Below are 21,128 nucleotides of genomic sequence, written 5' to 3'. Positions count from 1 at the left end.
AACTTCTCCTGTTAGAAACCCTGACATGGGTGCCGGGCCTGTTTGATAAGTTGATGCGACTTTAAAGCCGTGCTACTGATGCGATAATCCCAACAATTTTGCATAACTTTGTGAAAGGCATTCACAGATGAAATCACCTTCGGCGGCAGATCTCAGCGTTTTCCTCTGCACCGCGCAGTACCTGAACTTCAGTAAAGCCGCCATCGAACTCGGTCTGACGCCCTCCGCCCTGAGCCATTCGGTGAAGGCGCTGGAAAACCGTCTAGGCGTGCGCCTGTTCAATCGCACCACCCGCAGCGTGGCGTTGACCGAGGCTGGCGAGCGCCTGTACGCGCGATTGAAACCGGCCTTTCGTGATATCGACGATGCGCTGGAAGACCTCAACCATTTTCGCGATAAACCCTCGGGCAACTTGCGCATCACTTCGGGGCGGCAAGCCTGCGAACTGGTGTTGCTGCCGATTGCCAGTGAGTTTTTGCAGGTGTATCCGGACATTCGTCTGGAAGTGGTCGAGAGCGATGCGCTGCTGGATATCGTCGCCAATGGGTTCGATGCCGGCGTGCGCTTCGGTGATCGCCTGGAGGCCGACATGGTGTCGCTGCCGATTGGCCCGCCAATGCGTTCAGTGGTCGTTGGTTCACCGGCGTTTTTTGAACGTCACGCAGCACCGCAAAAGCCCGAAGACCTGCACGGACTGCCATGCATCCGCCACCGCTACCCCAGCGGTTCGATGTATCGCTGGGAGTTCGAGCGCGGCGGCATTGCCCAGGAAATCGAAGGCAACGGCCCGCTGACCCTCGGCGATGTCAGCCTGATGGTCGGCCCAGCGCTGCAAGGGCTGGGCCTGGCCTATGTGTTCGAAGACATGGTCAGCGAACACCTCGCCAGCGGGCTTCTGGTGCAAGTGCTGGCAGACTGGTGCCCGTTCTATCCAGGTCTGCACCTGTACTACCCGAGCCGCCGTCATGTGCCGGCAGCGCTGAAGGCGTTTATCGACTTCGTGCGCAACCGGCGCTAGCGCTTACAGGTACTTCAACCAGGCGATGTCGCGACGACGGGCCTTCAACGCCGAGAACCAGCGCACGGCCGGGTACAGCGCTATCGACAGAAGCGCTGCCGCCAGCCAGATGGCCGCGACTGACGAGAAACCGAAATAGCTGCCCTGATTCAGCCCGAACAAGGCCACGCCGATCAGGTACAACACCTTCAACGCGTACAGGTGCAGCAGGTAGAAAAACATCGGCGCCGAACCGAATACGGTCAGCCAGCGAATCCAGCGACGATCCTGCAAACGTTCGAATGCCAGTAGCAGCAACAGGCCGACGCTCACGGTCAGCGCGATAAACAGCAACGACGGCGGGTACTTGGTGATGTTGAAAAAACTCATCAGGGTTTGCACCGACGTGTCGCCCACGGCCCACGGTTTTTCGCCATAGCCATTGATCAGCCGCAGCCCGACAAAGCCAAGCAGCCCGGCGCAACCCGCGATCAACAGGTGGCTCTGACGCAAACCCGCTTCAACGCCGCGAGCAAACCACGGCCCCAGTGCATAACCCAGACCAATCACACCGATCCATGGCAACAACGGATAGGAGGTGCGCAGGCGCAGAGTGTCGCTGACGTCGATCCAGCCGCGATCATGCAAAATCGCCCACGGCACATGCAACGCCGACTCCACCGGGAAATGCACAGTGTCGAGCAGGTTGTGTCCGGCGATGATCGTCAGGCTTAACGTCAGCAACAGCCAGCGCGGCAGCCAGACCAGCAGCGACAAGGCGATCATGCTCAAACCGATCGCCCAGATCACTTGCAGATAAATCACGCTCGGTGGCAGCTGGAACGTCCACGCGAAGTTCACCAGGGTGAATTCCAGCAGCACCAGAAACAGACCACGCTTGAACAGAAAGGCGCTGACATCAGACTTGCCCGCGTACTTTTCACCGAACAACCACGCCGACAATCCCGTCAGCAGCACAAACACCGGCGCACACAGATGCGCCAACGTGCGGCTGAAAAACAGCGCCGGCTCGGTGCTGGCAATGTCCATCGGGTCGCTGACCTGACGGTGCAGCAAAAAGGTTTCGCGCACGTGGTCGAGCAGCATGAACAGAATGACCAAGCCTCTGAGGGCGTCAATGGACAGCAGCCGGCCAGCGGCCAACGGGGCAGAACGAGGGAGCACAATCGTCATGAGCGTTTCGCAATCGAAGGGTTAACACCGGATGCCCACAAGGACCACCCCTGAAAATTCGCGTTACCTTATAACAATAACCAGCAAAAACCCAAGCTCAATCGATAGTGATTCTCAGAAAAACCTCAGTTGATCACGCCGGGCAAGTTGCCCAATAGCCTCAGGCTTCTATAGTGATCAAGTCCCCTGCCCTTGCGGCTTGCTGTCGAGCGTTGTCCATGGTCAACACCGAACACCTGATCATCTGCGAGCACTGCGATTGTGTGTACGAAAAAACCGTGCTGGCCAAACACCAGAAAACCTCGTGCGTGCGCTGCGGCGGCGTACTCCAGCGCTTCAACGGTTTGACCGTCGAACAGCGCCTGGCACTGACCTTCACGGCGGCGATGCTGTGGCTGTTTGCCAATTTCTATCCGGTGATGAGCATCAGCCTCAAAGGCCTGAAAAACAGCGCGACACTGTGGGATTCGGTGCTGGCGCTGAGTCAGGGGCCGATCACCTTCATAGCGATGGTCGCGGCAATTTCGATCATCATTGCCCCGGCATTTCAACTGGTGCTGCTGATCTGGGTGCTCAGCTTCGCGCTGTCCTCCCGACGCGCGCCGGGCTTCAAGCTGTGCATGCGCTGGCTGGAAACCCTGCGGCCGTGGAGCATGCTCGAAGTGTGCCTGCTGGGGGCGATGGTCGCGGTGTTCAAACTGGCGGGATTGCTCGACGTGTTGCCCGGCATCGGCCTGTTCGCATTGGCCGTGCTGAGTTTGATGATGATCAGGATTGCCGGCCGCGATATCCGCGACCTATGGGACATTCCATGAACCGACCCGCGACTGCCAGCGAACTCAACCTGTGCCTGTGCCACAGCTGTGGCCTGGCCTGCGACATGACCGACGAGCCACATGAATGCCCGCGCTGCGATGCGCCGCTGCACCGGCGCAAAACCAATTCACTGGCGCGCACCTGGGCCTACATGCTCGCGGCGCTGGCGTTTTACGTGCCGGCCAATCTGCTGCCGGTGATGAACACCACCATGCTTGGCAGCGGCGCCGACAGCACGATCATGAGCGGCGTGCTGGAGTTCTGGCAGCATGGCGCGTGGGACATCGCACTGATCATCTTTATTGCCAGTATCGCCGTGCCGGGCGTCAAGTTCGTCGCCCTGTCGCTGTTGTTGATCACTGTGCAACGCGACAGTGGCTGGGCACGCCGGGAACGCTCGAAAATGTTCCGCTTCGTCGAGCTGATCGGCTACTGGTCAATGCTCGATGTGCTGGTGGTCGCACTGGTGGCAGCGTTGGTGAAGTTCCAGACACTGGGCGATATCGAACCGCGACCGGGCATCCTGTTCTTCGGCATGGTCGTGGTGCTGACCATGCTCTCGGCAATGAGCTTCGACCCTCGGCTGATCTGGGACAACGCTCCAGACGATGAACCACTCAGCGACGCAGAGCCGTCAGCAACACCTGCAACGGATGGCGCAGTGCCTGATCCGACTGGCGCTTGACCTGACTACGGCAGGAATACCCCGTGGCCAGTGCTTCGCCATGCTCTGCCGGCGCGTCTACCTGACGTGCCCACGACTGCTCGTAGATCACCGCTGAGGTTTGGCGGTTGCGCGCCTCGTGGCCATAAGTCCCGGACATGCCGCAGCAACCGGTGGCCTGCGTGGCCAGCTTCAAACCTGCGCGTTCGAACACCTGTTCCCACTGGCGGGTCGCGGCCGGGGCATTGGTTTTCTCGGTGCAATGGGCAAGCAGTCGGAACGCTGCGCTTTTATCCTGCACCGCCTGCTCTGGCATCACTTTGAGCAACCACTCCTGCACCAGCGCCACTTCCGGGCATTGCTCCATGCCCGGCACTTTCAGGTATTCCTGGCGATACACCAGCGTCATCGCCGGATCGAGGCCCAGCAACGGCACGCCCACATCGGCCAATTCACGCAACTGCCGAGCGTTGCGCAATGCCGCGCGGTTGAACGCCGAGAGGAAGCCCTGCACGTGAAGCGGCTTGCCGTTGGCGCTGAACGGTGCCAGATACACCTGATAACCCAGACGCGAAATCAACTCGACCAGATCGGCCAACAATGGCGCTTCGAAGTAGCGGGTGAAGGCATCCTGCACGATGACCACGCTGCGCTCGCGTTGCGCCGGGGTCAGCGCCGCCAAGGTCGACACCGTCGCCGGCTGCACCTGCCAACGGCGCATCGCCGCATGGAAATCAAAACGACTGAGCAACGGCACGTCGATCATGCCGCCGACCCGTTCCAGCAAGCTACGAACGAATGAAGCGCCCATCAAACCGTTGTACAGCGCCGGAATCCGCGCCATGTACGGGATGCTGTACTCCAGCGAAGCAATCAGATAATCCCGCGCCGGACGCAGATAACGGCTGTGATACAGCTCAAGAAATCGCGAACGAAACTCCGGCACATTGACCTTCACCGGACACTGCCCCGCGCAGGATTTGCACGCCAGGCAACCGGCCATGGCGTCGTAGACTTCGTGGGAGAAATCCTCGGACTGTGCACGGCTGTTGCGCCAGCGCTGCCACAACGTGCTGAAAAACGCCGGCTTGCGAATCGCATCGGACAACACATCAACGCCCGCCTCGCCCTGCAAACGCAGCCACTCACGGATCAACGAAGCGCGGCCCTTGGGCGATTGCGCGCGTTCGCGGGTGGCTTTCCACGACGGGCACATGGCGTCATCGGGATCGAAGTTGTAGCAGGCGCCGTTGCCGTTGCAGTGCATGGCCGCGCCGTAGCTTTGCCAGACTTTTTCGTCGATCTGCCGATCCAGTTCGCCACGCAGAGTGACTTCATCGATTTTCAGCAACGCCGCACCGGTGTTCGCCGGCGTGGCGATCTTGCCCGGGTTGAACTGGTTGAACGGGTCGAACGCGGCCTTCAAGGCTTGCAGTGCCGGATACAACTCGCCGAAAAACGCCGGGGCATATTCCGAGCGCAGGCCTTTGCCGTGCTCGCCCCACAGTAGCCCACCGTAACGCTGGGTCAGCGCGGCGACGCCATCAGACACAGGGCGCACCAGCGCCGCTTGCTGCGGGTCTTTCATGTCGAGAATCGGCCGCACGTGCAGCACGCCCGCGTCGACATGACCGAACATGCCGTACTGCAAACCATGGCTGTCGAGCAGGTCGCGCAACTCGGCGATGTACTCGGCCAAGTGTTGCGGCGGCACAGCAGTATCTTCGACAAACGGCTGCGGCCGCGCTTCACCGGCGACGTTGCCGAGCAGGCCTACCGCACGCTTGCGCATGCCGTAGACCTTGTTCACCGCCGCATGACCGACCGCCAGCGTATGACCCAGGCGCTCAACGGTTTGATCGCGGCTCAGGTGTTCGACGAATGCTTCGACCCGGCGCTGTAAATCCTCGGGATCGTCGCCGCAGAACTCCACCAGATTGATGCCCAGCGTCGGGCGCTTGGCGCTTTCCGGGAAATACTCGGCGACGCCGTGCCAGACGATGTCCTGCATCGCCAGCAACAGCACTTTCGAGTCGACGGTTTCGATCGACAACGGCTTGAGCGCCATCAAGGCCCGCGCATCGCGCAAAGCATCCATGAACCCGGCGTAGCGGATGTTCACCAGCATCGTGTGTTTGGGGATCGGCAACACGTTCAGCCGCGCCTCGACGACAAACCCCAGCGAGCCTTCCGCGCCGCAGAGCACGCTGTTGAGGTTGAAACGGTTGTCCGCCTCACGCAAGTGCGCGAGGTCATAACCGGTCAGGCAACGGTTGAGATCGGGAAAACGCGCCTTGATCAGCTCGCCCTGCTCATCAATGATCTGCCGCGCGCAGCGATAGACTTCACCGACGCGATCTTCGCGGGCACACAGCGCTTCAAGCTCACTTTCCTCAAGCGGCAAACCGTGCAGACGTTCGCCGCCGCGCAAAACCATGTCGAGTTCGAGCACATGGTCGCGGGTCTTGCCGTAGGTGCAACTGCCTTGGCCACTGGCGTCGGTGTTGATCATGCCGCCGACGGTGGCGCGGTTGGAGGTCGACAGCTCCGGGGCGAAAAACAGTCCGGCGGATTTCAGCGCAGCGTTGAGCTGATCCTTGACCACCCCGGCCTGCACGCGCACCCAGCGTTCCTCGACGTTGATTTCGAGGATGCGGTTCATGTGCCGCGACAGATCGACGACGATGCCGTCCGTCAGCGATTGGCCGTTTGTGCCGGTGCCGCCGCCACGCGGAGTGATCACCACTTGCTGGTACGACGGCTCGGCGATCAGTCGCGCCACCCGCGCCACGTCCTCGGCATCCAGCGGAAACACCGCCGCTTGTGGCAGGCGCTGATAGATCGAGTTGTCGGTCGCCAGCACCACGCGGCTGGCGTAATCGGCGCTGATTTCACCGCGAAAACCGCTGGCTTTCAGGGCTTGGAGGAACTGCTGGTAATCGCTGGTCAGGGCTTTGGCAGGGGACAGCTGGGCAATCATCGGTCAGGTTATCTCGGTCAAAATCGGGCCGCGCGGCGGTGAACAGTTGTACGCAACGAATGATTGCGTCAGGCTCCGCCATCTCATGGTGCCCATGTTCATTGCTGGCGAACGCCGGGACAACCGTAAATTCGACCCGCTATTGATGACTTTTACGAATGAATCCGCGCACGCTCACCCCTTCCATGTCGTTATTGCTGGCCTTTGAGGCCGCCGCGCGCCATGAAAGCTACACCCGTGCCGCCCACGAACTGTCGCTGACGCAGAGTGCGGTCAGCCGTCAGGTGCAGATTCTGGAGAAAATGCTCGGCATGCGTTTGTTCACGCGCGAAGGCAGGCAAGTGGTGCTGACCGATGTCGGACGCATGTATCAGCGCGAACTCGCCGAAGCGCTCGGGCAGATTCGCAGTGCGACGTTGCAGGCGATGGCGTTTGGCTCGGGCATTCACAGTCTGCGCCTGGCGACGCTGCCGACTTTCGGTTCAAAATGGTTGCTGCCGCGCTTGAAGGATTTCTACACCGCACATCCAGGCATGACCGTGCACTTGCATTCGCGTATCGAAGCAATCGACTTCGATACCAGCGAAATCGATGCGGCGATCTGCGTCGGTGGTGGTGAATGGCCGGGGCTGACGGCCCTGCCCTTGCACACCGAGGAACTGGTGGTGATCGCCAGTGCGCAACTCTCTGACACTGAGCGCGACGACGCCGAGCAACACATCGCCGGGCAACTGTTGCTCAACGTCAGTAGCAATGCCCAGGCGTGGGCGGAATGGTTCAGCCATCAAGGTCTGCCGCACCGAAGCATGCGTATCGGGCCGAGCTTTGAAATGACCTCGCACTTGATTCAGGCGGTGCGGGCGAATATTGGTGTGGGGTTGGTGCCGCGGATTCTGGTCGAAGATGAGTTGTTGAAGGGTGAACTGCTGCAACTGGGTGAGCCGATTACCAGTCGCCGCAGCTATTACCTGGTGTATCCGTCGCGTAATGAGAATTTACCGTCGCTGAAAGCGTTTCGGGATTGGCTGGTAAAAACGTTGTGAACATGAGGACGCCAATCGCGAGCAGGCTCACTCCTACAGGGAAGCGCATTCCAACTGTAGGAGTGAGCCTGCTCGCGATGGCGTCAAATCAAACACCTCAAAACCGTGGCTTGACCGCCTTCCAGTCCGGCTTGTAGCGCTGCATCTGCCGCACATCATCACGCTGGCGAATCCCGCACGTCAGGTACTGATCATGCAGCTTGCCCAACTGATCCTGATCCAGTTCCAGCCCAAGCCCCGGTGCGCGGGTGATCTTCACGCAGCCATCGACAATCGGCAGTTTGCCGCCCTTGATCACCTCCTCATCCGGCTCCTGCCACGGATAATGCGTATCGCAGGCGTAATCCAGATTCGGCACCGCCGCCGCGACATGCGCCATCGCCATCAGGCTGATGCCCAGGTGTGAATTGGAATGCATCGACACGCCGAGGCCAAACACGTCGCACATCTTCGCCAGGGTCTGCGTGTCGCGCAGGCCGCCCCAGTAATGGTGGTCGGCGAGAACAATCTGCACGCTGTTTTGCGCGATGCTGCGGCGGAATTCGTCGAAATCGGTGACCACCATATTGGTCGCCAGCGGCAGGCCAGTGCGCTTGTGCAGCTCGGCCATGCCGTCGAGGCCCGGGGTCGGGTCTTCGTAATATTGCAGATCATCGCCGAGCAACTCGGCCATGCGAATCGAGGTTTCCAGTGACCAGTTGCCGTTCGGATCGATGCGCAACGGATATCCCGGAAAGGCTTTTTTCAGTGCCTTGATGCATGCCACTTCATGCTCCGGCGGCAACGTGCCGGCTTTGAGCTTGATGCTCTTGAAACCGTACGCCTCGATCATCCGCGCAGCCTGCGCGACGATCTGCTGCTCGCTGAGCGCCTCGCCCCAATTGTCCGGTTTGTACGGCGAATCGACATGCTGTGCGTACTTGAAGAACAGGTAAGCGCTGAACGGCACTTCATCACGAATAGCACCGCCGAGCAGGTCCACCAGCGGCACATTCAGGTAATGCGCCTGCAAATCGAGAAACGCCACTTCGAACGCCGAGTAGGCATTGCTCACCGCTTTGCTGGCGTGGGAACCGGGTGCCAGTTCGGCGCCGGCAAGACTGGCCGGTTTGTTCGCGGCAACGGTGGCCTGCACGATCGCGCGTAACTGATTGAGGTTGAACGGGTCGAGGCCGATCAGCTGTGCCTGCAACTGCTGCTGAATCGCCAGCGCCGGGGCATCGCCATAGCTTTCGCCGAGGCCGATATAGCCGTTGTCGCTTTCGATCTCGATGATCGAGCGCAGGGCGAAGGGTTCGTGGATGCCGCTGGCGTTGAGCAGCGGCGGATCGCGAAAGGCAATCGGGGTCACAGTTACGCGGGTGATTTTCAAGATAACGCTCCTGACAGATCAACAATCAATTCAATGGCTCGCGGCCGGGCTGGCCGTCACGACAACGGCGGCCTCGTCATGCGGCTTTGCAAGGTTTTTACCTTTCGCGCCAGGCGCCGTGCGGGCAAAAAAGATCACCACCGCAGCGACCAGCGACGTCGCCGCCAGGCCGTACAGTCCGCCCTCGATGGAGCCGGTGGTTTCTTCGAGGATGCCGAACGCCGTCGGCGCAACGAAACCGCCGAGGTTGCCGATGGAGTTGATCAAAGCGATCACTGCAGCGGCGATACGCGCATCCAGATAGCTTTGCGGAATCGGCCAGAACAACGCCGACGCAGCCTTGAAGCCGATGGCGGCGAAGCAGATGGCGACGAAGGCGAAGATCGGCCCACCGGTGGTCGACATGAACATGCCAATCGCCGCAATCACCAGCGTCAGCGCGACCCAGGCTTGCTGGAACTTCCACTTGCCGGCCATCGCCGCAAAGCCATACATGGCGACAATCGAAATGATCCACGGGATCGAGTTGAGCAGGCCGACCTGGAAGTCGCCGAGATTGCCCATCTTCTTGATCATGCTCGGCAGCCAGAACGTCGCGCCGTAAATGGTCAGGGCGATAGAAAAGTAGATAAAGCAGAACAGCGCAATCTGCCGATCCGCCAACAGCTTGAACATCGACGGCTTGGCCACTTGCGACGCCTCACGAGCGCGCTGCTCTTCGGCAATTGCCGCCACCAGTGCTTCGCGCTCTTCTTCGCTCAGCCACTTGGCCTGACGCGGATGCGATTGCAGCCAGAACCAGACGAATGCGCAGAGCACCACTGAAGCCGCGCCCTCGATCAAAAACATCCATTGCCAGCCATGCAGGCCCAGGCCACTGATGTGCAGCAACGCACCGGAGACCGGGCCGGAGATCACCGAAGCAATGGCCGAACCGCTGAGAAATACCGCCATGGTCTTGCCGCGCTCGGAGGCCGGCAGCCACTGAGTGAAGTAATAAATAATCCCCGGGAAGAAACCCGCCTCGGCCGCACCGAGAATAAAGCGCAGCACATAGAAACTGGTTTCACCTCTGACGAAGGCCATGGCCATGGCCGCTGCACCCCACGTGAACATGATCCGCGTCAACCAGACCCGCGCGCCGTAACGCTGCAAAAGCATGTTCGACGGCACTTCGAACAGCGCGTAGCCAACAAAGAACAATCCAGCGCCGAGGCCGTAAGCCGCCGCGCCGATGCCCAGATCGGTTTCCATGTGGCTGCGCACAAAACCGATATTGACCCGATCGATGTAGTTGACGATGAACATCACCACGAACAGCGGCAGCACGTGGCGCTTGACCTTGGCGGCGGCACGGGCGAGAACCGTGACGTCCAGCGGACTCTGGAGGGTTTTCAAGGGGCGACTCCCGATCTTGTTTTTTTAGGGATGGCGTAAAGCGATGGACCGATCATGGACGGCGATCATTGATCCCGTCTAATCTAACTTGGCATTCGATTGATACCCGGATTAGATCAATGTTCGAACTGACCCAATTGCGCTGCTTCACCACCGTCGCCACCGAACTCAACTTTCGCCGCGCCGCCGAGCGACTGAACATGACGCAGCCGCCGCTGAGCCGGCAGATCCAGTTGCTGGAGCATCACCTTGGCGTCGAGTTGTTCACCCGCAGCACCCGCAGCGTCGCGCTGACCGCCGCTGGCCGTGCATTTTTCATCGAAGCACAGAACCTGCTGGAGCGCGCGCAGCAAGCAGCCGTCACCGCCCGACGCTTTGCCGAGGGCGATATCGGTTCGGTGAACATCAGTTTTGTCGGCAGCGCGGTGTACGAGTTTCTGCCCAAAGTGATCGCCGAGGCACGGCTGAAACAGCCGCAGGTGAAAATCGATCTGTCGGAGATGAACACTTACCAGCAACACGAAGCCCTGCGCGCTCGCCGCATCGATCTGGGCATTGCCCGTGCGCCGTTATTGGAGCCGGGCTACGCCACCGAATGCCTGGTACGCGAGCCGTTTGTATTGGCGGTGCCGAGTGGACATCCATTGGCAACGGCGGCTGAAGTGGCGGTCAGTGATCTGGATAAACAGCCGTTCCTGATGTACTCCCACGCCGCGTATCCGCCGTTCAACGAACTGCTGACCGGCATGCTGCGCTCAGCGCGGGTCGCGCCGGATTATGTGCAGTGGCTGGGGTCATCGCTGACAATTCTGGCTTTGGTTAACGCCGGCATGGGCCTGGCGCTGGTGCCGCGTTGCGCCACCAGTGTGGTGTTCAAGAATGTGGTGTTTCGCGATATCGATCTAGGCGAAGGGGTGCAGAGCGAGCTGCATCTGATCTGGCGGGAGAACAACGACAACCCGGCGTTTGCGATGTTGCTGGAAGCGATTCGCCGGGCGGTGGCTGAGGGTTGGGGCTGAAGAAATACTAGTTCTTCAGAGGTGGTGGAGCACTGGGTGCCTTGGGCTGCGCATTTGCCACTGGCTTGCCATCTTTCGTGTAGCGACGCGCTACCCATTCCGGCATTGGTTGCGGTGCTCTGGCTGTCATATAGAAACCTCCGATTTCGGGCCGAATTCGACCCACTTGACCTTCCCGGAATCTATCAGCAAAAACTAAGCGCCAAAAGGCACTTCTGCCCCTTCCGCATCCAGCCAACAGGGATTCTGCATGACGAACTGGCCACTGCTGGATTCCGGTGGCCACTCCACGGGCCAGCCAAACACGCGCCTTTCATCGATCAAATGCAGTGTGACCAGACGATGGTGCTGGGCAAAAATGCTGAACCATTCGCTGGGGTAGGAAGTTTGTTTCGTGACATTTCGATTGCGTAACCAGCCGTGCAATTTGTCATTCGTGGCCAGATAACAGGAAAACAGCCCGAGCGTCACCGACACAACGAATGCCCACATCGTTTCGCTCTTGGCATCCCAGCGCCCGACAGAAAACCCCTTCGAACCCACCCACAAACACAGAGTGCCCACGCCCCAAACCGCGCCCTGAATCACAAACGTAAAAATCAGCGCCTGCACAATCTGCCCGAACGTATCCGGTCGCTTGAACGCCGTCAGCGAATAAAAAATCCACGCCGACAAAAACCCGGGAATCAGATACTGCAACAGCGGAATAACTTCTTTGACCAGATCATCCATGATCCGCGACTCCTTGAAAGACCGGCCGACCTGACTATCGACCGCCCCGCAAAAGCCTAGTGCACACCGAGGAAACCCTTCGTGCGCAACTGTCACCGTTCATTTCGCGAATCAAATCCACACCTTATCAGCCTCCAGGCAGGCAAAAAAAAACAGAAACCGACGATACGGCTTCTGCTTTTTTGTCTCGGCAGGCGTCGTTACAGGCAATCACGCACCGACTGGCGCAACGACCCGGACTTGGCCCACGGCGGGCCCTGATACAACGAAACCCGGCTGCCGTCCTTGTATTTGACGATGTCGAGGATCTCGTCCGCCGTAATGATGCTCGGCGCGGTGATGCGGTAGCCGTTGGAAATCGATGTCTGGGAAGTCTTGGCCACATCCTTCTGCCACAACGGTAATAAACACGCAGCATAGTCCTTGGGCGACTTGTCGCTGGTCTTGCTGATATTCGGCTCACCCGGCACCAGCGATGCCGGCAACGAACAACCCGCCAACATGGCCAACGCCAGACTCCCGATCCATATCCGCATGGTGCATTCCTGATCTGAAAAAAGTGAATGTAGCGTGTAAGCGGCGCTACATCCATCGTGGCACCGCGCCCTCGGCGCAATCTGCACAACTTTTCACAACCGTCCGGCTTACTGACGAACAGGCTTTGCCCATCGACGAAAAATGCGACTACTCTTTTCTACCGAGAATGTTCTGGAGGTGATCATGCGGCTCAATGAATACGAACACGAACTTCAACGCGACCTGCAAAGCGTTGCATCGGACTTGAGATGGTCGGCGGTCGACCTGAAACGAATCGCAGAACAGCTGCGCAAATCCGGCAATGAGGCGGACGCACAAACCGTGCTGAGATCCTGCGAGGTGCTGCAAAGCGACGAAGAACGGCTGCAACTGTATGCCAAGGAAGTGAAAGCCCGCGCCATCAGCCGAACCAAGGTCCACTGAGAGCACCCTCCCCCAAAACAGAAGCCCCGACAATTGCCGGGGCTCTTTAATTACAGGCAGCCTGTCAGTGGGTTTTGTGACTCTGCACGCGCGTCGAGCGTTTTTTGTAGCCAGGCAATGCGGCGGCGTAGGCCAGCGCCTCCTCCCGGCTGCCAAACGACGCCAGCCGATCACCCTGGGTGCAAACCCGCCATGGGCCATTGTTCACGCTAAGCACGTCATAGCCGTTCATGTGCATCTTGTTCAACATCGGCATGCTCATGGACACCTCCATTTTTGCTAACGGTCAGATCCAGCTTCACGCTTTTACCTTACACCCTGATCCGCCCGAAATGCCGACCGGGTGTCGCAAGCCGCATCCGTCATGGCTCTGGCACTTTTCGCCGCCGCGAACGCTCCAAACTCCAATGAAACCTTTGCCGCAAGCCTCGGCTCAAATATTGCAGTTTTATTTCTTTTTTGTGACAGGCAGTAAACAGGTAACAGATGAAAGTACGCGCCACCGTTATATGCGAACAGGATCGCCACATTCTCCTGGTGCGCAAACCCCACTGCCGCTGGACATTGCCCGGCGGCAAAGTAGAGCCCGGAGAAACCCGCGCGCAAGCCGCCGTACGCGAACTGCAGGAAGAAACCGGCCTGAACGCCGACGACGTGTTGTATTTGATGGAACTGCAGAGCGGCAGCACGCGACACCATGTCTACGAAGCGTCAGTGCAGGATCTCGAACAAGCGCGGCCGCAGAACGAGATCATCGATTGCATCTGGCATCCGCTGGACGCAGTGCGCAATTTGAATACCAGCGACGCGACGCGACGCATCGTTCAAGCGTTTCAGCGACGGTTATGAGGGATTAGCCAGCGAACGCACGACGACCGGCGCTCATTTCCGTGCGTAATTCACCGATGAAGTTGGAAATGTCACGAATCGTGACGAGGTGTTCCGGGGAGACGCCATTCAACAGCAACTCGACTCGCCCGCTGTCCGGTTCATACACCTTGATCTGCAATAGCCCCTGCGTGCTCGGAATGCAATCGCACTTGAACGCAGGAAAGCCGGATTCGACAATCCGGCAGATATCGTCAATGGCAAGCATGAGTGGACGCCTCGCAGGCGGTGGGTCGGTCGACTGGTTGAGCATAGACGAGCAATTTGTGTCTCGCTCGAGACAAAAATGCCAACCCGATCACAACTTTCAAGCACGCCGTCAATGCGCGTCATGATCCCAGATCCAGTTCCACATCCCCGGCAAATTCACCGACTCCGAACTGTTCTCCACGGCACGCGCCAACGCGGCTTTCTCAAGTTCAGCGTGATCATCATAGAAAGGCTTGTCCGCCAGCTTCACGCCCGTGGCAGCGGCGCTATCCAGCAGAATCTGCAGGTATTCGCGGGTGTGCCGCGCGGTATAGCGGTTGAGATCATGAAACGTCACCACGACCGGGATGACCCCGTCCACGGCGGGCAATTCGCCACGGGCGATACGTTCACGGACTTCGGATAACTGTCGCAGCATGTTGGCCCGACGTCGCGGGCTGGCATTGAAGCCCCAGATCTTGCCGTCATTGGCGCTTAAATCGGTGAGCAATACATGCAAGCCATGCTGTTGATAGGCGGCGAAGGTGCGCTTGTCGTAATTCCAGAACGGGGGGCGCAGTAGCGTCGGCGGCGCCCCCGTAATGGCGGCAATATCAGCTGTGCCGTTGCTCAGCGACTCTTCCAGTTCTTGCGGGTCGAGCAAGCGATGATTGGTGTGCCAATGGGTCGCGGTGTGAAACGCGAGGATGTGCCCCTCCTCATACTCACGGTGCATGATGCCGCGACCGATGTCACTGTTGCCCGCTCGCGGTGCACGCGTCTGCACGAAGAACACCGCTTTGATGTCAGGCATCAGCGGATTGTCCTTGAGACTGTCGAGTACCGTGGCCGACGGATTCCACAAACTCGAGGCACTGGGGCCGTCGTCGAACGTCAGCAGAAAGCGCACTGGCGCCTGGGTCTTCAGGCGCGTTTCGGTTTGCGCGGTCATTTCGATCGGGGCGGCGATACAACCGGCCAGCCCGAGAGCAATCAGCGCGGCACAAAGAAGTTTGAATCCGGATGTCATGTTTTGCCTTGAGCACGGCGGCTGCCGTCATGTGGTCGACTGGCAAAACTCCCTCGCCCCTATCCATCCCTGCGCTCGGATATTCGAACCGAGGTTGGATAAGGTACACAGGGTTTGGTTCCGGCGCTCGCTCAGTGAGCCAATGCCTGTTGAAAAGACGTGTCGATAATGCCAGCGGTGGCCAACGGAGCTGGCAGCGCTTTCACTTTGAACAGGAAGTCGGCAGTGCTTTGCAGGTCCGTCGCAGCCTGCTGATCCACCGGCCCGACCGTCATGTGCGCCTGACGCAACCAATGCCGCGACACCTGCTGATCGAGATTGGCTTTCTTCGCCCACAGATCGGCGTATTCGTCCGTATGGCTGTCGACCCAGGCCCGCGCCAGTTTCAAACGACCGAGAAAATCCGCAATCGCTGCACGTTTGCTGTCGATGGACGGTGTCGACGCCGCGATTGCACTGAGCCCCGGCATCAGGTTTTTTGCGGTCAGGATCGGCCGCGCACCGGAGAACACGATCTGCTGGGAAATATACGGTTCCCACACCGGGAAGGCATCAATACTGCCCTGTGGCAGGGCTGCGGCGGCATCGATCGGCATCAGCTTGACGAAGTCGACGTAGTTTTCCGGCAGACCGCCCTGCTCCAGCGCGCGCAAGGTCAACTGCTGACTCCAGGCTCCGGGCCAATAAGCGACCTTTTTGCCCTTCAAGTCGGCGATGGTTTTCACCGGAGAATCCTTGGGCACCAACAACGCGATGGTGTCCGGATTCTGCCGCGATACGCCGATCAGTTTCACCGGCGCCTGCTTGGCAGCCAGAAACAGAAAACCGGAATCGCCCAAAAAGCCCAGGTCGAGCGAACCGGTTTGCAAGGCTTCCGCCAAGGGTGCAGCGGCCTGGAAGTGTTTCCAGTCGACGGTATAAGGCGTGTCTTTCAACACACCGGATGCCTCCACCGAGGCACGGATGTTGTAGTAGTTCTGATCGCCGACATGCAGGACCAATGGCTCGGCTGCATAGGAAAGCGGCGAGGTGAACAGCGCTGTGAGTAGCGCACTGCGGAGGAAACGAGAAAGCTTCATGGCGAGTCCTGCAAAGGTAATTGCATAGACCATAACGCTGTTGATTCAAGGTTTTGAAATTCGATAAATGCATAAGCTCATCACGGTTGATACTTGCTGTTTGCTTGGCAACAGTGGCAGATCACACTGTTGCCCACGCAACAGCTGAAATCCTGCACTTGACGTTAAAACCCTTACAAACCGGGGCTTTCAAGCACATGGCACAGAGCCTGCAATATTCCATTCATGCAGGAAGCATTCGATAAAAATATCTTTTTGGACATAAGAAACCTGTGCCTTTGCCGGAGCGCCCCATGACATCGTTCTTTCCTCGACTCAAAACCCTGCTGGCTGCCAGCGCAGTGGCACTGAGCCTGCAACCGCTCGCCCACGCGACTGAAACGGCGCCGGCAGAAGTGCATCTGGACTACGCCTATTACTCACCAGTCAGTCTGGTGCTCAAGCACTTCGGTTTCCTCGAAAAAGCCTTGCCGCAGACCAAGGTCAGCTGGGTCCTGAGCCAGGGCAGCAACCGCTCGCTGGAATACCTCAACAGCGGCGGCGTGGATTTCGCTTCCAGCGCCAGTCTCGCCGCCGTGCTGAGCCGAGCAAACGGCAGCCCGATCAAATCGGTCTATGTCTACAGCCGCGCCGAATGGACAGCATTGGTGGTGCGCAAGGATTCTCCTTACCAGACTGTCGCCGACCTCAAGGGCAAAAAGATCGCTGCCACCAAAGGCACCGACCCGTACCTGTTCACCCTGCGCAGCCTGCAACAGGCCGGGCTGAAAAAAGACGATGTGGAACTGGTTCATCTGCAACATCCAGATGGCCGCACCGCACTGGAAAAAGGCGATGTCGACGCCTGGGCCGGACTCGATCCGCACATGGCCGCCAGTCAGGTGCAGGCCGGTTCGCGCCTGCTCTACCGCAACCCGGCGTTCAACAGTTACGGCGTGGTCAGCGTCACCGAGCAATACGCCAAAGAACATCCGCAAACCATCGACACCGTCATCAAAGCCTACGAACAGGCCCGCGACTGGGCGCTGAAAAATCCCGATGAATTCGCCGCCCTTCTCGCCAAGGAGTCCGGATTGCCGCTGGATGTAGCCAAGTTGCAACTGTCGCGCACTGACCTGAGCAGCCCGCAACTCACTCAACAGGACATCAGCGCCTCCAAGGCAGCGGCGCCGATTCTGGTCTCCGAGGAACTGGTGCGCCGTGGGGTGAATGTCGATCAAGTCATCGATCAATTGCTCGACAGCGGTGTGCAGCAAGCCGTCGCCCACCAGTAACCGATCAGCCTCACGACAAATCCGCGCCCCGTCGCGGATTTGTCGTGAGCGGAGCCAAAACCATGACCACTCACAGCAAAGACTTGCCCGCGCCACTTGCCGTACCGCGCCAGCGTCCTGCGAGTTTGAATCCGACGTGGCAGCGCCGCGGCAAAGGCCTGGCCCTGCCGCTGCTGATCATCGTTGCACTGGAAATTATCGTCCGCATCGGTTGGCTGCCGTCCTACCAGATGCCGGCGCCGAGCGAAATCGCCCTAACCCTCACCGACCTTGCTGAGGGCGCGCTGTGGAAGCACATCGGCGCCAGCCTGATTCGCGTGTTGCTGGGTTTTGCCATTGGCGCCAGTCTGGCGCTGGTGTTTGCTGCCTGGGTCGGCTTGAGCCGTGAAGCCGAGGCCTATCTGGAGCCGACGTTCGCCGCCCTGCGCTCCATTCCGAGCCTGGCCTGGGTGCCACTGCTGCTGTTGTGGCTGGGCATCGACGAGACCTCGAAAATTGTCTTGATCGCGATCGGCGCGTTCTTTCCGGTGTATGTGAATGTCGTCGCGGCGATTCGAAATATTGATCGCAAACTGGTGGAAGTCGGCCGCATCTATGGTTTCAGCCGCTTGCAACTGGTGCGACGAATATTGCTGCCCGCCGCCCTGCCCGGCCTGTTCACCGGATTGCGCAGCGGCATGAGCCTGGCATGGATGTTTCTCGTGGCAGCAGAGTTGATCGCGGCCACCAAGGGTTTGGGCTATCTGCTCAGTGACGGCCGGGAAACCTCGCGGCCGGACATCGTGCTGGCCGCGATCATCGTGCTCGCCTTGCTCGGCAAACTCAGCGACGGCTTGCTGGCCATGCTCGAACGCCGCTGGCTGAACTGGCGTGACACCTTCACCGGGCAGGACGCCAGCGACTAAGCTGAACTCTCCAACCGGAGATTCAGCCCATGTGCGGAAGACTCTCGCAGTACCGGGGCATTCACGACTTCGTCGCGGTGCTGAGCATTCCCGACGCGTTGATCAATCACGTCGGCGACGCGCCGCTCGATCGCTACAACGCGGCGCCGACCACCGCGCTGGCCGTCCTGCATCAACAAGGGCAACACCTGCATGCCGACAATCTGCGCTGGGGCTGGCGCCCGCATTGGGCCAAGGATCGTCCACCACCGATCAATGCCCGGGTCGAGAAAGTCGCCCATGGACCATTCTTCCGGGCGATCTGGCGACATCGTTTGATTGTGCCCGTGGACAACTGGTTTGAATGGGTCGATAGCGCAGACAAAACACGACAACCATGGCTGATCCGTCGCGCGGATCACGAAGCGGTTTTCTGCGCAGCCATCGGGCAATTTCCTACAGCCGAAACGCCAGCTCGGGATGACGACGGTTTCGTGATAATCACCGCCGATGCTCTCGGCGGCATGCTCGATATCCATGATCGCCGACCCGTAGTCTTCTGCGCAGACTTGGTGCATGAATGGCTGGATCCGGCGACACCCTTTGAGCGCGCCGAGCAAATGCTGCTGTTCGAAGGTGAACGCAACGAAGTGTTCGAATGGTACAAAGTCGGCAAAGCTGTCGGTAACGTGCGCAATCAGGGGGCCAGTTTGATTATCGAGCAGACTTAAACATTTGCCGACTTCAAGCGTTTATCAATGTAGGAGCTGCCGAAGGCTGCGATCTTTTGACGCAGCGTTACAAGCAATAAAACTATTGCAAATTTTAGCGACTCATAAAGCGAATCACTGTTGTTACAAACACTGTTTCATTTTTGAGACGGAGCACATAAAACAGACGTTCGAATGAACTAACCGCCTGTCTGACATTTCAACCGTCATACATACATTTATATGCACTACGGCTAGCATGCGCGCCGCATTTCCATTTGGTATACCAGTTGACCAAAGAGTCAACAAACCAGGAACCCCCTAACGTCTACAAGCCTTGCAGAGAAATAAGTTGCGCGACGATTTTGCAATCAAACAGGTCAGCGGCCTGGAGTGTATTCATCTGTCGATGACAGAACGCTTTGAACTCGACTGTTTTATCGGCCACTACATCAAGACCCGAAACCTGCGTTCCGTACCCGATATCGAACACATCCTGCGCACCACCCTCGAAGGGTATCCCGGCCACGCGCCGGTGATGGTCAACGAGCTGAATGCGTGGATTGATCGAACCTTGGGATATCGGGCCACACACCCCGATTTCACGCAGCTGGACGATCTCTGAACCACAAAAAAGCCCTGCATTTGCGGGGCTTTTTCGTAGAAGTCACTCAAAACTTGCGGTCAGGATCGGAAAGCTCTCGGCCATCATCGTGCTTCCAGGTCTGTTCCTTGTGCTTTTCACGCTCTATTTCTTCTTGCGTCGGTTCGTCCGTATCTTCGTCATCCGTGTCTGGATGCTTTTGCTCAGTCGCCATGTGCACCTCCCGTTATCAGTTAATCTCCATCCCTGAAGCGTAGAACAGACAACTTACAACCACCAGCGCAGCAAAAAGAAGAACGCCATGCTCAACAGCATGCTGAGCAAAGTACTGCGGGTGTATATCACCAGTGCGATCGCTACCAGCGAACTAAGCAGATAAGGATTATCCCACTGCAGATTCAGTTGTTTGTCGGGCATGAAGACAATCGGCCCACAGATAGCGGTCAACATCCCCGGTACCGCAAACCCGAGAAACTGTCGCGCATTGCTGCTCAGACGCACCGGCAAACGCGGTTCGAGAAACACGTAGCGATTAAGAAAGACCAGAATCCCCATGCCGAAAATCACCGCCCAAACCATCATGTGCGCTCCCGATACAGCTTGTTGCAGATAAACCCTGCGGTCATTCCGGCCAGCCCGGACAACACCAGGGCCGAGCCCCATTGCCAGTAACTGAACAACACCGAACAAAACAGCGACACCGCCACACACACCACCGTCGGCACGTTACGCACCACCGGCGTGATCAATGCGATAAACGTGGCGGCAATCGAAAAATCCAGCCCCAGGTGCTCAAGCCCCGGAATGCTGCTGCCGAGGACAATGCCGGCGAGAGTGAACAGATTCCACGCGATGTAGAACGTCAGGCCAACGCCGAGCGCATACCAGCGATTGAATTGTTGACGATCATGCTGACTGGTCAGTGCAAACAACTCATCGGTAAGCAAAAAACCCAGACCTATGCGCCAGCGCCCCGGCAGCGGAGAAATGACCGAACGCATGCTCATGCCATAGAGCAAGTGCTGCGACGTCAACAGCAGCGTAGTCAACAGAATCGAAAAAATCCCCGCGCCGCCCTTGAGCATGCCAATCGCCACCAATTGCGCCGCCCCGGCAAACACAATGCTCGACAAGCCTTGGCCTTGCAGCGGTGTGAGATTGGCTTCGATCGCCATGGAGCCGGCCAACAGCCCCCACGGCGCGGTGGCCAGAGACAACGGCATGATCGCCGCAGCGCCGCGAAGGAACGCACTGCGCGGCATGAGTGAGTCAGACATAAACGTTCTTCAACCAGG

The 21,128-nt window shown here is 58.8% G+C and carries 24 protein-coding genes; 11 read left to right on the top strand and 13 right to left on the bottom strand.

Annotated elements, in window-relative coordinates; translation table 11 throughout:
• Positions 1-127 precede the first annotated feature (127 nt).
• The gene (locus PspR84_RS11770) at positions 128-1,018 is read left to right on the top strand and encodes a LysR family transcriptional regulator (protein ID WP_160057373.1); all 891 of its coding nucleotides are present in this window, start codon (positions 128-130) and stop codon (positions 1,016-1,018) included.
• Positions 1,019-1,021: 3 nt separating this feature from the next.
• Here PspR84_RS11770 and PspR84_RS11765 read toward each other — a convergent pair whose 3' ends face one another.
• Positions 1,022-2,191 (bottom strand): DUF1624 domain-containing protein, encoded by a 1,170-nt coding sequence (locus tag PspR84_RS11765; RefSeq protein WP_160057372.1) that lies wholly within the window; start codon positions 2,189-2,191, stop codon positions 1,022-1,024.
• 218 nt (positions 2,192-2,409) lie between these two features.
• Between PspR84_RS11765 and PspR84_RS11760 the strand changes: the two genes are divergently transcribed.
• Both PspR84_RS11760 and PspR84_RS11755 read left to right on the top strand, forming a co-directional pair.
• Positions 2,410-3,006, top strand: coding sequence for a paraquat-inducible protein A (locus PspR84_RS11760; RefSeq protein WP_160057371.1), 597 nt, complete (start codon positions 2,410-2,412; stop codon positions 3,004-3,006).
• Positions 3,003-3,692: a paraquat-inducible protein A gene (locus tag PspR84_RS11755; RefSeq protein WP_095125707.1), complete on the top strand. Its 690-nt coding sequence runs from the start codon at positions 3,003-3,005 to the stop codon at positions 3,690-3,692. Before PspR84_RS11760 ends, PspR84_RS11755 begins: the two co-directional genes overlap by 4 nt.
• Here the strand turns inward: PspR84_RS11755 and PspR84_RS11750 are convergent.
• Complete coding sequence (locus PspR84_RS11750; protein ID WP_160057370.1) at positions 3,625-6,651, bottom strand: FAD-binding and (Fe-S)-binding domain-containing protein; 3,027 nt, start codon at positions 6,649-6,651, stop codon at positions 3,625-3,627. The genes PspR84_RS11755 and PspR84_RS11750 overlap by 68 nt on opposite strands.
• Before the next feature lie 158 nt (positions 6,652-6,809).
• On the opposite strand from PspR84_RS11750, the gene PspR84_RS11745 reads away from it, so the two are divergent.
• Positions 6,810-7,694 carry a LysR substrate-binding domain-containing protein gene (locus PspR84_RS11745; protein WP_160057369.1) on the top strand — a complete coding sequence of 295 codons (885 nt, stop codon included), beginning with the start codon at positions 6,810-6,812 and terminating at the stop codon, positions 7,692-7,694.
• 97 nt (positions 7,695-7,791) lie between these two features.
• Here PspR84_RS11745 and PspR84_RS11740 read toward each other — a convergent pair whose 3' ends face one another.
• Both PspR84_RS11740 and PspR84_RS11735 read right to left on the bottom strand, forming a co-directional pair.
• Positions 7,792-9,066 carry a glucarate dehydratase family protein gene (locus tag PspR84_RS11740; protein WP_160057368.1) on the bottom strand — a complete coding sequence of 425 codons (1,275 nt, stop codon included), beginning with the start codon at positions 9,064-9,066 and terminating at the stop codon, positions 7,792-7,794.
• A 30-nt stretch (positions 9,067-9,096) separates the two neighbouring features.
• Positions 9,097-10,464 (bottom strand): MFS transporter, encoded by a 1,368-nt coding sequence (locus PspR84_RS11735; protein WP_160057367.1) that lies wholly within the window; start codon positions 10,462-10,464, stop codon positions 9,097-9,099.
• Between the two features lie 119 nt (positions 10,465-10,583).
• On the opposite strand from PspR84_RS11735, the gene PspR84_RS11730 reads away from it, so the two are divergent.
• Positions 10,584-11,483, top strand: coding sequence for a LysR substrate-binding domain-containing protein (locus tag PspR84_RS11730; RefSeq protein ID WP_127926836.1), 900 nt, complete (start codon positions 10,584-10,586; stop codon positions 11,481-11,483).
• Between the two features lie 195 nt (positions 11,484-11,678).
• On the opposite strand, the gene PspR84_RS11725 is transcribed toward PspR84_RS11730, so the two are convergent.
• Both PspR84_RS11725 and PspR84_RS11720 read right to left on the bottom strand, forming a co-directional pair.
• Positions 11,679-12,215: a DUF6338 family protein gene (locus PspR84_RS11725; RefSeq protein ID WP_174244443.1), complete on the bottom strand. Its 537-nt coding sequence runs from the start codon at positions 12,213-12,215 to the stop codon at positions 11,679-11,681.
• Positions 12,216-12,415: 200 nt separating this feature from the next.
• The gene (locus tag PspR84_RS11720) at positions 12,416-12,751 is read right to left on the bottom strand and encodes a hypothetical protein (RefSeq protein ID WP_160057366.1); all 336 of its coding nucleotides are present in this window, start codon (positions 12,749-12,751) and stop codon (positions 12,416-12,418) included.
• 184 nt (positions 12,752-12,935) lie between these two features.
• On the opposite strand from PspR84_RS11720, the gene PspR84_RS11715 reads away from it, so the two are divergent.
• Entirely contained in the window at positions 12,936-13,175 is a 240-nt protein-coding gene (locus PspR84_RS11715) for a hypothetical protein (protein ID WP_008085812.1), read from the top strand.
• A 64-nt stretch (positions 13,176-13,239) separates the two neighbouring features.
• On the opposite strand, the gene PspR84_RS11710 is transcribed toward PspR84_RS11715, so the two are convergent.
• Positions 13,240-13,437 (bottom strand): DUF2188 domain-containing protein, encoded by a 198-nt coding sequence (locus tag PspR84_RS11710; protein ID WP_160057365.1) that lies wholly within the window; start codon positions 13,435-13,437, stop codon positions 13,240-13,242.
• 224 nt (positions 13,438-13,661) lie between these two features.
• Between PspR84_RS11710 and PspR84_RS11705 the strand changes: the two genes are divergently transcribed.
• Complete coding sequence (locus PspR84_RS11705; RefSeq protein WP_160057364.1) at positions 13,662-14,024, top strand: NUDIX hydrolase; 363 nt, start codon at positions 13,662-13,664, stop codon at positions 14,022-14,024.
• 4 nt (positions 14,025-14,028) lie between these two features.
• On the opposite strand, the gene PspR84_RS11700 is transcribed toward PspR84_RS11705, so the two are convergent.
• The 3 genes from PspR84_RS11700 to PspR84_RS11690 form a co-directional block, all read right to left on the bottom strand.
• Positions 14,029-14,271, bottom strand: a complete 243-nt coding sequence (locus PspR84_RS11700; protein WP_016983016.1) for a DUF1652 domain-containing protein — start codon at positions 14,269-14,271, stop codon at positions 14,029-14,031.
• 111 nt (positions 14,272-14,382) lie between these two features.
• Positions 14,383-15,282, bottom strand: coding sequence for a polysaccharide deacetylase family protein (locus PspR84_RS11695; RefSeq protein ID WP_160057363.1), 900 nt, complete (start codon positions 15,280-15,282; stop codon positions 14,383-14,385).
• Positions 15,283-15,413: 131 nt separating this feature from the next.
• Positions 15,414-16,361: an ABC transporter substrate-binding protein gene (locus PspR84_RS11690; protein WP_160057362.1), complete on the bottom strand. Its 948-nt coding sequence runs from the start codon at positions 16,359-16,361 to the stop codon at positions 15,414-15,416.
• 293 nt (positions 16,362-16,654) lie between these two features.
• On the opposite strand from PspR84_RS11690, the gene PspR84_RS11685 reads away from it, so the two are divergent.
• From PspR84_RS11685 to PspR84_RS11670, 4 genes are all read left to right on the top strand, one after another.
• Positions 16,655-17,635, top strand: a complete 981-nt coding sequence (locus PspR84_RS11685; RefSeq protein ID WP_160057361.1) for an aliphatic sulfonate ABC transporter substrate-binding protein — start codon at positions 16,655-16,657, stop codon at positions 17,633-17,635.
• A 62-nt stretch (positions 17,636-17,697) separates the two neighbouring features.
• Entirely contained in the window at positions 17,698-18,540 is an 843-nt protein-coding gene (locus PspR84_RS11680) for an ABC transporter permease (RefSeq protein ID WP_077573337.1), read from the top strand.
• A 29-nt stretch (positions 18,541-18,569) separates the two neighbouring features.
• Positions 18,570-19,250: an SOS response-associated peptidase family protein gene (locus PspR84_RS11675; RefSeq protein ID WP_160057360.1), complete on the top strand. Its 681-nt coding sequence runs from the start codon at positions 18,570-18,572 to the stop codon at positions 19,248-19,250.
• 331 nt (positions 19,251-19,581) lie between these two features.
• A complete protein-coding gene (locus PspR84_RS11670) occupies positions 19,582-19,854 on the top strand; it encodes a hypothetical protein (RefSeq protein ID WP_160057359.1) in 273 nt (90 codons plus the stop codon).
• A gap of 46 nt (positions 19,855-19,900) precedes the next feature.
• On the opposite strand, the gene PspR84_RS29470 is transcribed toward PspR84_RS11670, so the two are convergent.
• Genes PspR84_RS29470 through PspR84_RS11660 form a run of 3 tightly spaced genes read right to left on the bottom strand, consistent with a single transcriptional unit; the run spans position 19,901 to position 21,110 of the window.
• Complete coding sequence (locus PspR84_RS29470) at positions 19,901-20,047, bottom strand: hypothetical protein (RefSeq protein WP_174244442.1); 147 nt, start codon at positions 20,045-20,047, stop codon at positions 19,901-19,903.
• 53 nt (positions 20,048-20,100) lie between these two features.
• The gene (locus PspR84_RS11665; RefSeq protein ID WP_174244501.1) at positions 20,101-20,412 is read right to left on the bottom strand and encodes an AzlD domain-containing protein; all 312 of its coding nucleotides are present in this window, start codon (positions 20,410-20,412) and stop codon (positions 20,101-20,103) included.
• Complete coding sequence (locus PspR84_RS11660) at positions 20,412-21,110, bottom strand: AzlC family ABC transporter permease (protein WP_016983007.1); 699 nt, start codon at positions 21,108-21,110, stop codon at positions 20,412-20,414. Before PspR84_RS11660 ends, PspR84_RS11665 begins: the two co-directional genes overlap by 1 nt.
• Positions 21,111-21,128 lie beyond the last annotated feature (18 nt).

Source organism: Pseudomonas sp. R84, assembly GCF_009834515.1.
Taxonomy (GTDB): Bacteria; Pseudomonadota; Gammaproteobacteria; order Pseudomonadales; family Pseudomonadaceae; genus Aquipseudomonas.
The sequence above is the reverse complement of the archived record's forward strand: the minus strand, read 5'-3'. Positions and strand labels throughout refer to the sequence as shown.

Excerpts from the sequence above, each read along its gene's own strand:
- PspR84_RS11695 (WP_160057363.1), bottom strand. The coding sequence starts at position 15,282 with ATGACATCCGGATTCAAACTTCTTTGTGCCGCGCTGATTGCTCTCGGG.
- PspR84_RS29470 (WP_174244442.1), bottom strand. The coding sequence starts at position 20,047 with ATGGCGACTGAGCAAAAGCATCCAGACACGGATGACGAAGATACGGAC.
- PspR84_RS11710 (WP_160057365.1), bottom strand. The coding sequence starts at position 13,437 with ATGAGCATGCCGATGTTGAACAAGATGCACATGAACGGCTATGACGTG.
- PspR84_RS11770 (WP_160057373.1), top strand. The coding sequence starts at position 128 with ATGAAATCACCTTCGGCGGCAGATCTCAGCGTTTTCCTCTGCACCGCG.
- PspR84_RS11730 (WP_127926836.1), top strand. The coding sequence starts at position 10,584 with ATGTTCGAACTGACCCAATTGCGCTGCTTCACCACCGTCGCCACCGAA.
- PspR84_RS11665 (WP_174244501.1), bottom strand. The coding sequence starts at position 20,412 with ATGGTTTGGGCGGTGATTTTCGGCATGGGGATTCTGGTCTTTCTTAAT.
- PspR84_RS11660 (WP_016983007.1), bottom strand. The coding sequence starts at position 21,110 with ATGTCTGACTCACTCATGCCGCGCAGTGCGTTCCTTCGCGGCGCTGCG.
- PspR84_RS11745 (WP_160057369.1), top strand. The coding sequence starts at position 6,810 with ATGAATCCGCGCACGCTCACCCCTTCCATGTCGTTATTGCTGGCCTTT.
- PspR84_RS11705 (WP_160057364.1), top strand. The coding sequence starts at position 13,662 with ATGAAAGTACGCGCCACCGTTATATGCGAACAGGATCGCCACATTCTC.
- PspR84_RS11700 (WP_016983016.1), bottom strand. The coding sequence starts at position 14,271 with ATGCTTGCCATTGACGATATCTGCCGGATTGTCGAATCCGGCTTTCCT.
- PspR84_RS11685 (WP_160057361.1), top strand. The coding sequence starts at position 16,655 with ATGACATCGTTCTTTCCTCGACTCAAAACCCTGCTGGCTGCCAGCGCA.
- PspR84_RS11750 (WP_160057370.1), bottom strand. The coding sequence starts at position 6,651 with ATGATTGCCCAGCTGTCCCCTGCCAAAGCCCTGACCAGCGATTACCAG.
- PspR84_RS11755 (WP_095125707.1), top strand. The coding sequence starts at position 3,003 with ATGAACCGACCCGCGACTGCCAGCGAACTCAACCTGTGCCTGTGCCAC.
- PspR84_RS11760 (WP_160057371.1), top strand. The coding sequence starts at position 2,410 with ATGGTCAACACCGAACACCTGATCATCTGCGAGCACTGCGATTGTGTG.
- PspR84_RS11715 (WP_008085812.1), top strand. The coding sequence starts at position 12,936 with ATGCGGCTCAATGAATACGAACACGAACTTCAACGCGACCTGCAAAGC.
- PspR84_RS11675 (WP_160057360.1), top strand. The coding sequence starts at position 18,570 with ATGTGCGGAAGACTCTCGCAGTACCGGGGCATTCACGACTTCGTCGCG.
- PspR84_RS11680 (WP_077573337.1), top strand. The coding sequence starts at position 17,698 with ATGACCACTCACAGCAAAGACTTGCCCGCGCCACTTGCCGTACCGCGC.
- PspR84_RS11725 (WP_174244443.1), bottom strand. The coding sequence starts at position 12,215 with ATGGATGATCTGGTCAAAGAAGTTATTCCGCTGTTGCAGTATCTGATT.
- PspR84_RS11765 (WP_160057372.1), bottom strand. The coding sequence starts at position 2,191 with ATGACGATTGTGCTCCCTCGTTCTGCCCCGTTGGCCGCTGGCCGGCTG.
- PspR84_RS11720 (WP_160057366.1), bottom strand. The coding sequence starts at position 12,751 with ATGCGGATATGGATCGGGAGTCTGGCGTTGGCCATGTTGGCGGGTTGT.
- PspR84_RS11690 (WP_160057362.1), bottom strand. The coding sequence starts at position 16,361 with ATGAAGCTTTCTCGTTTCCTCCGCAGTGCGCTACTCACAGCGCTGTTC.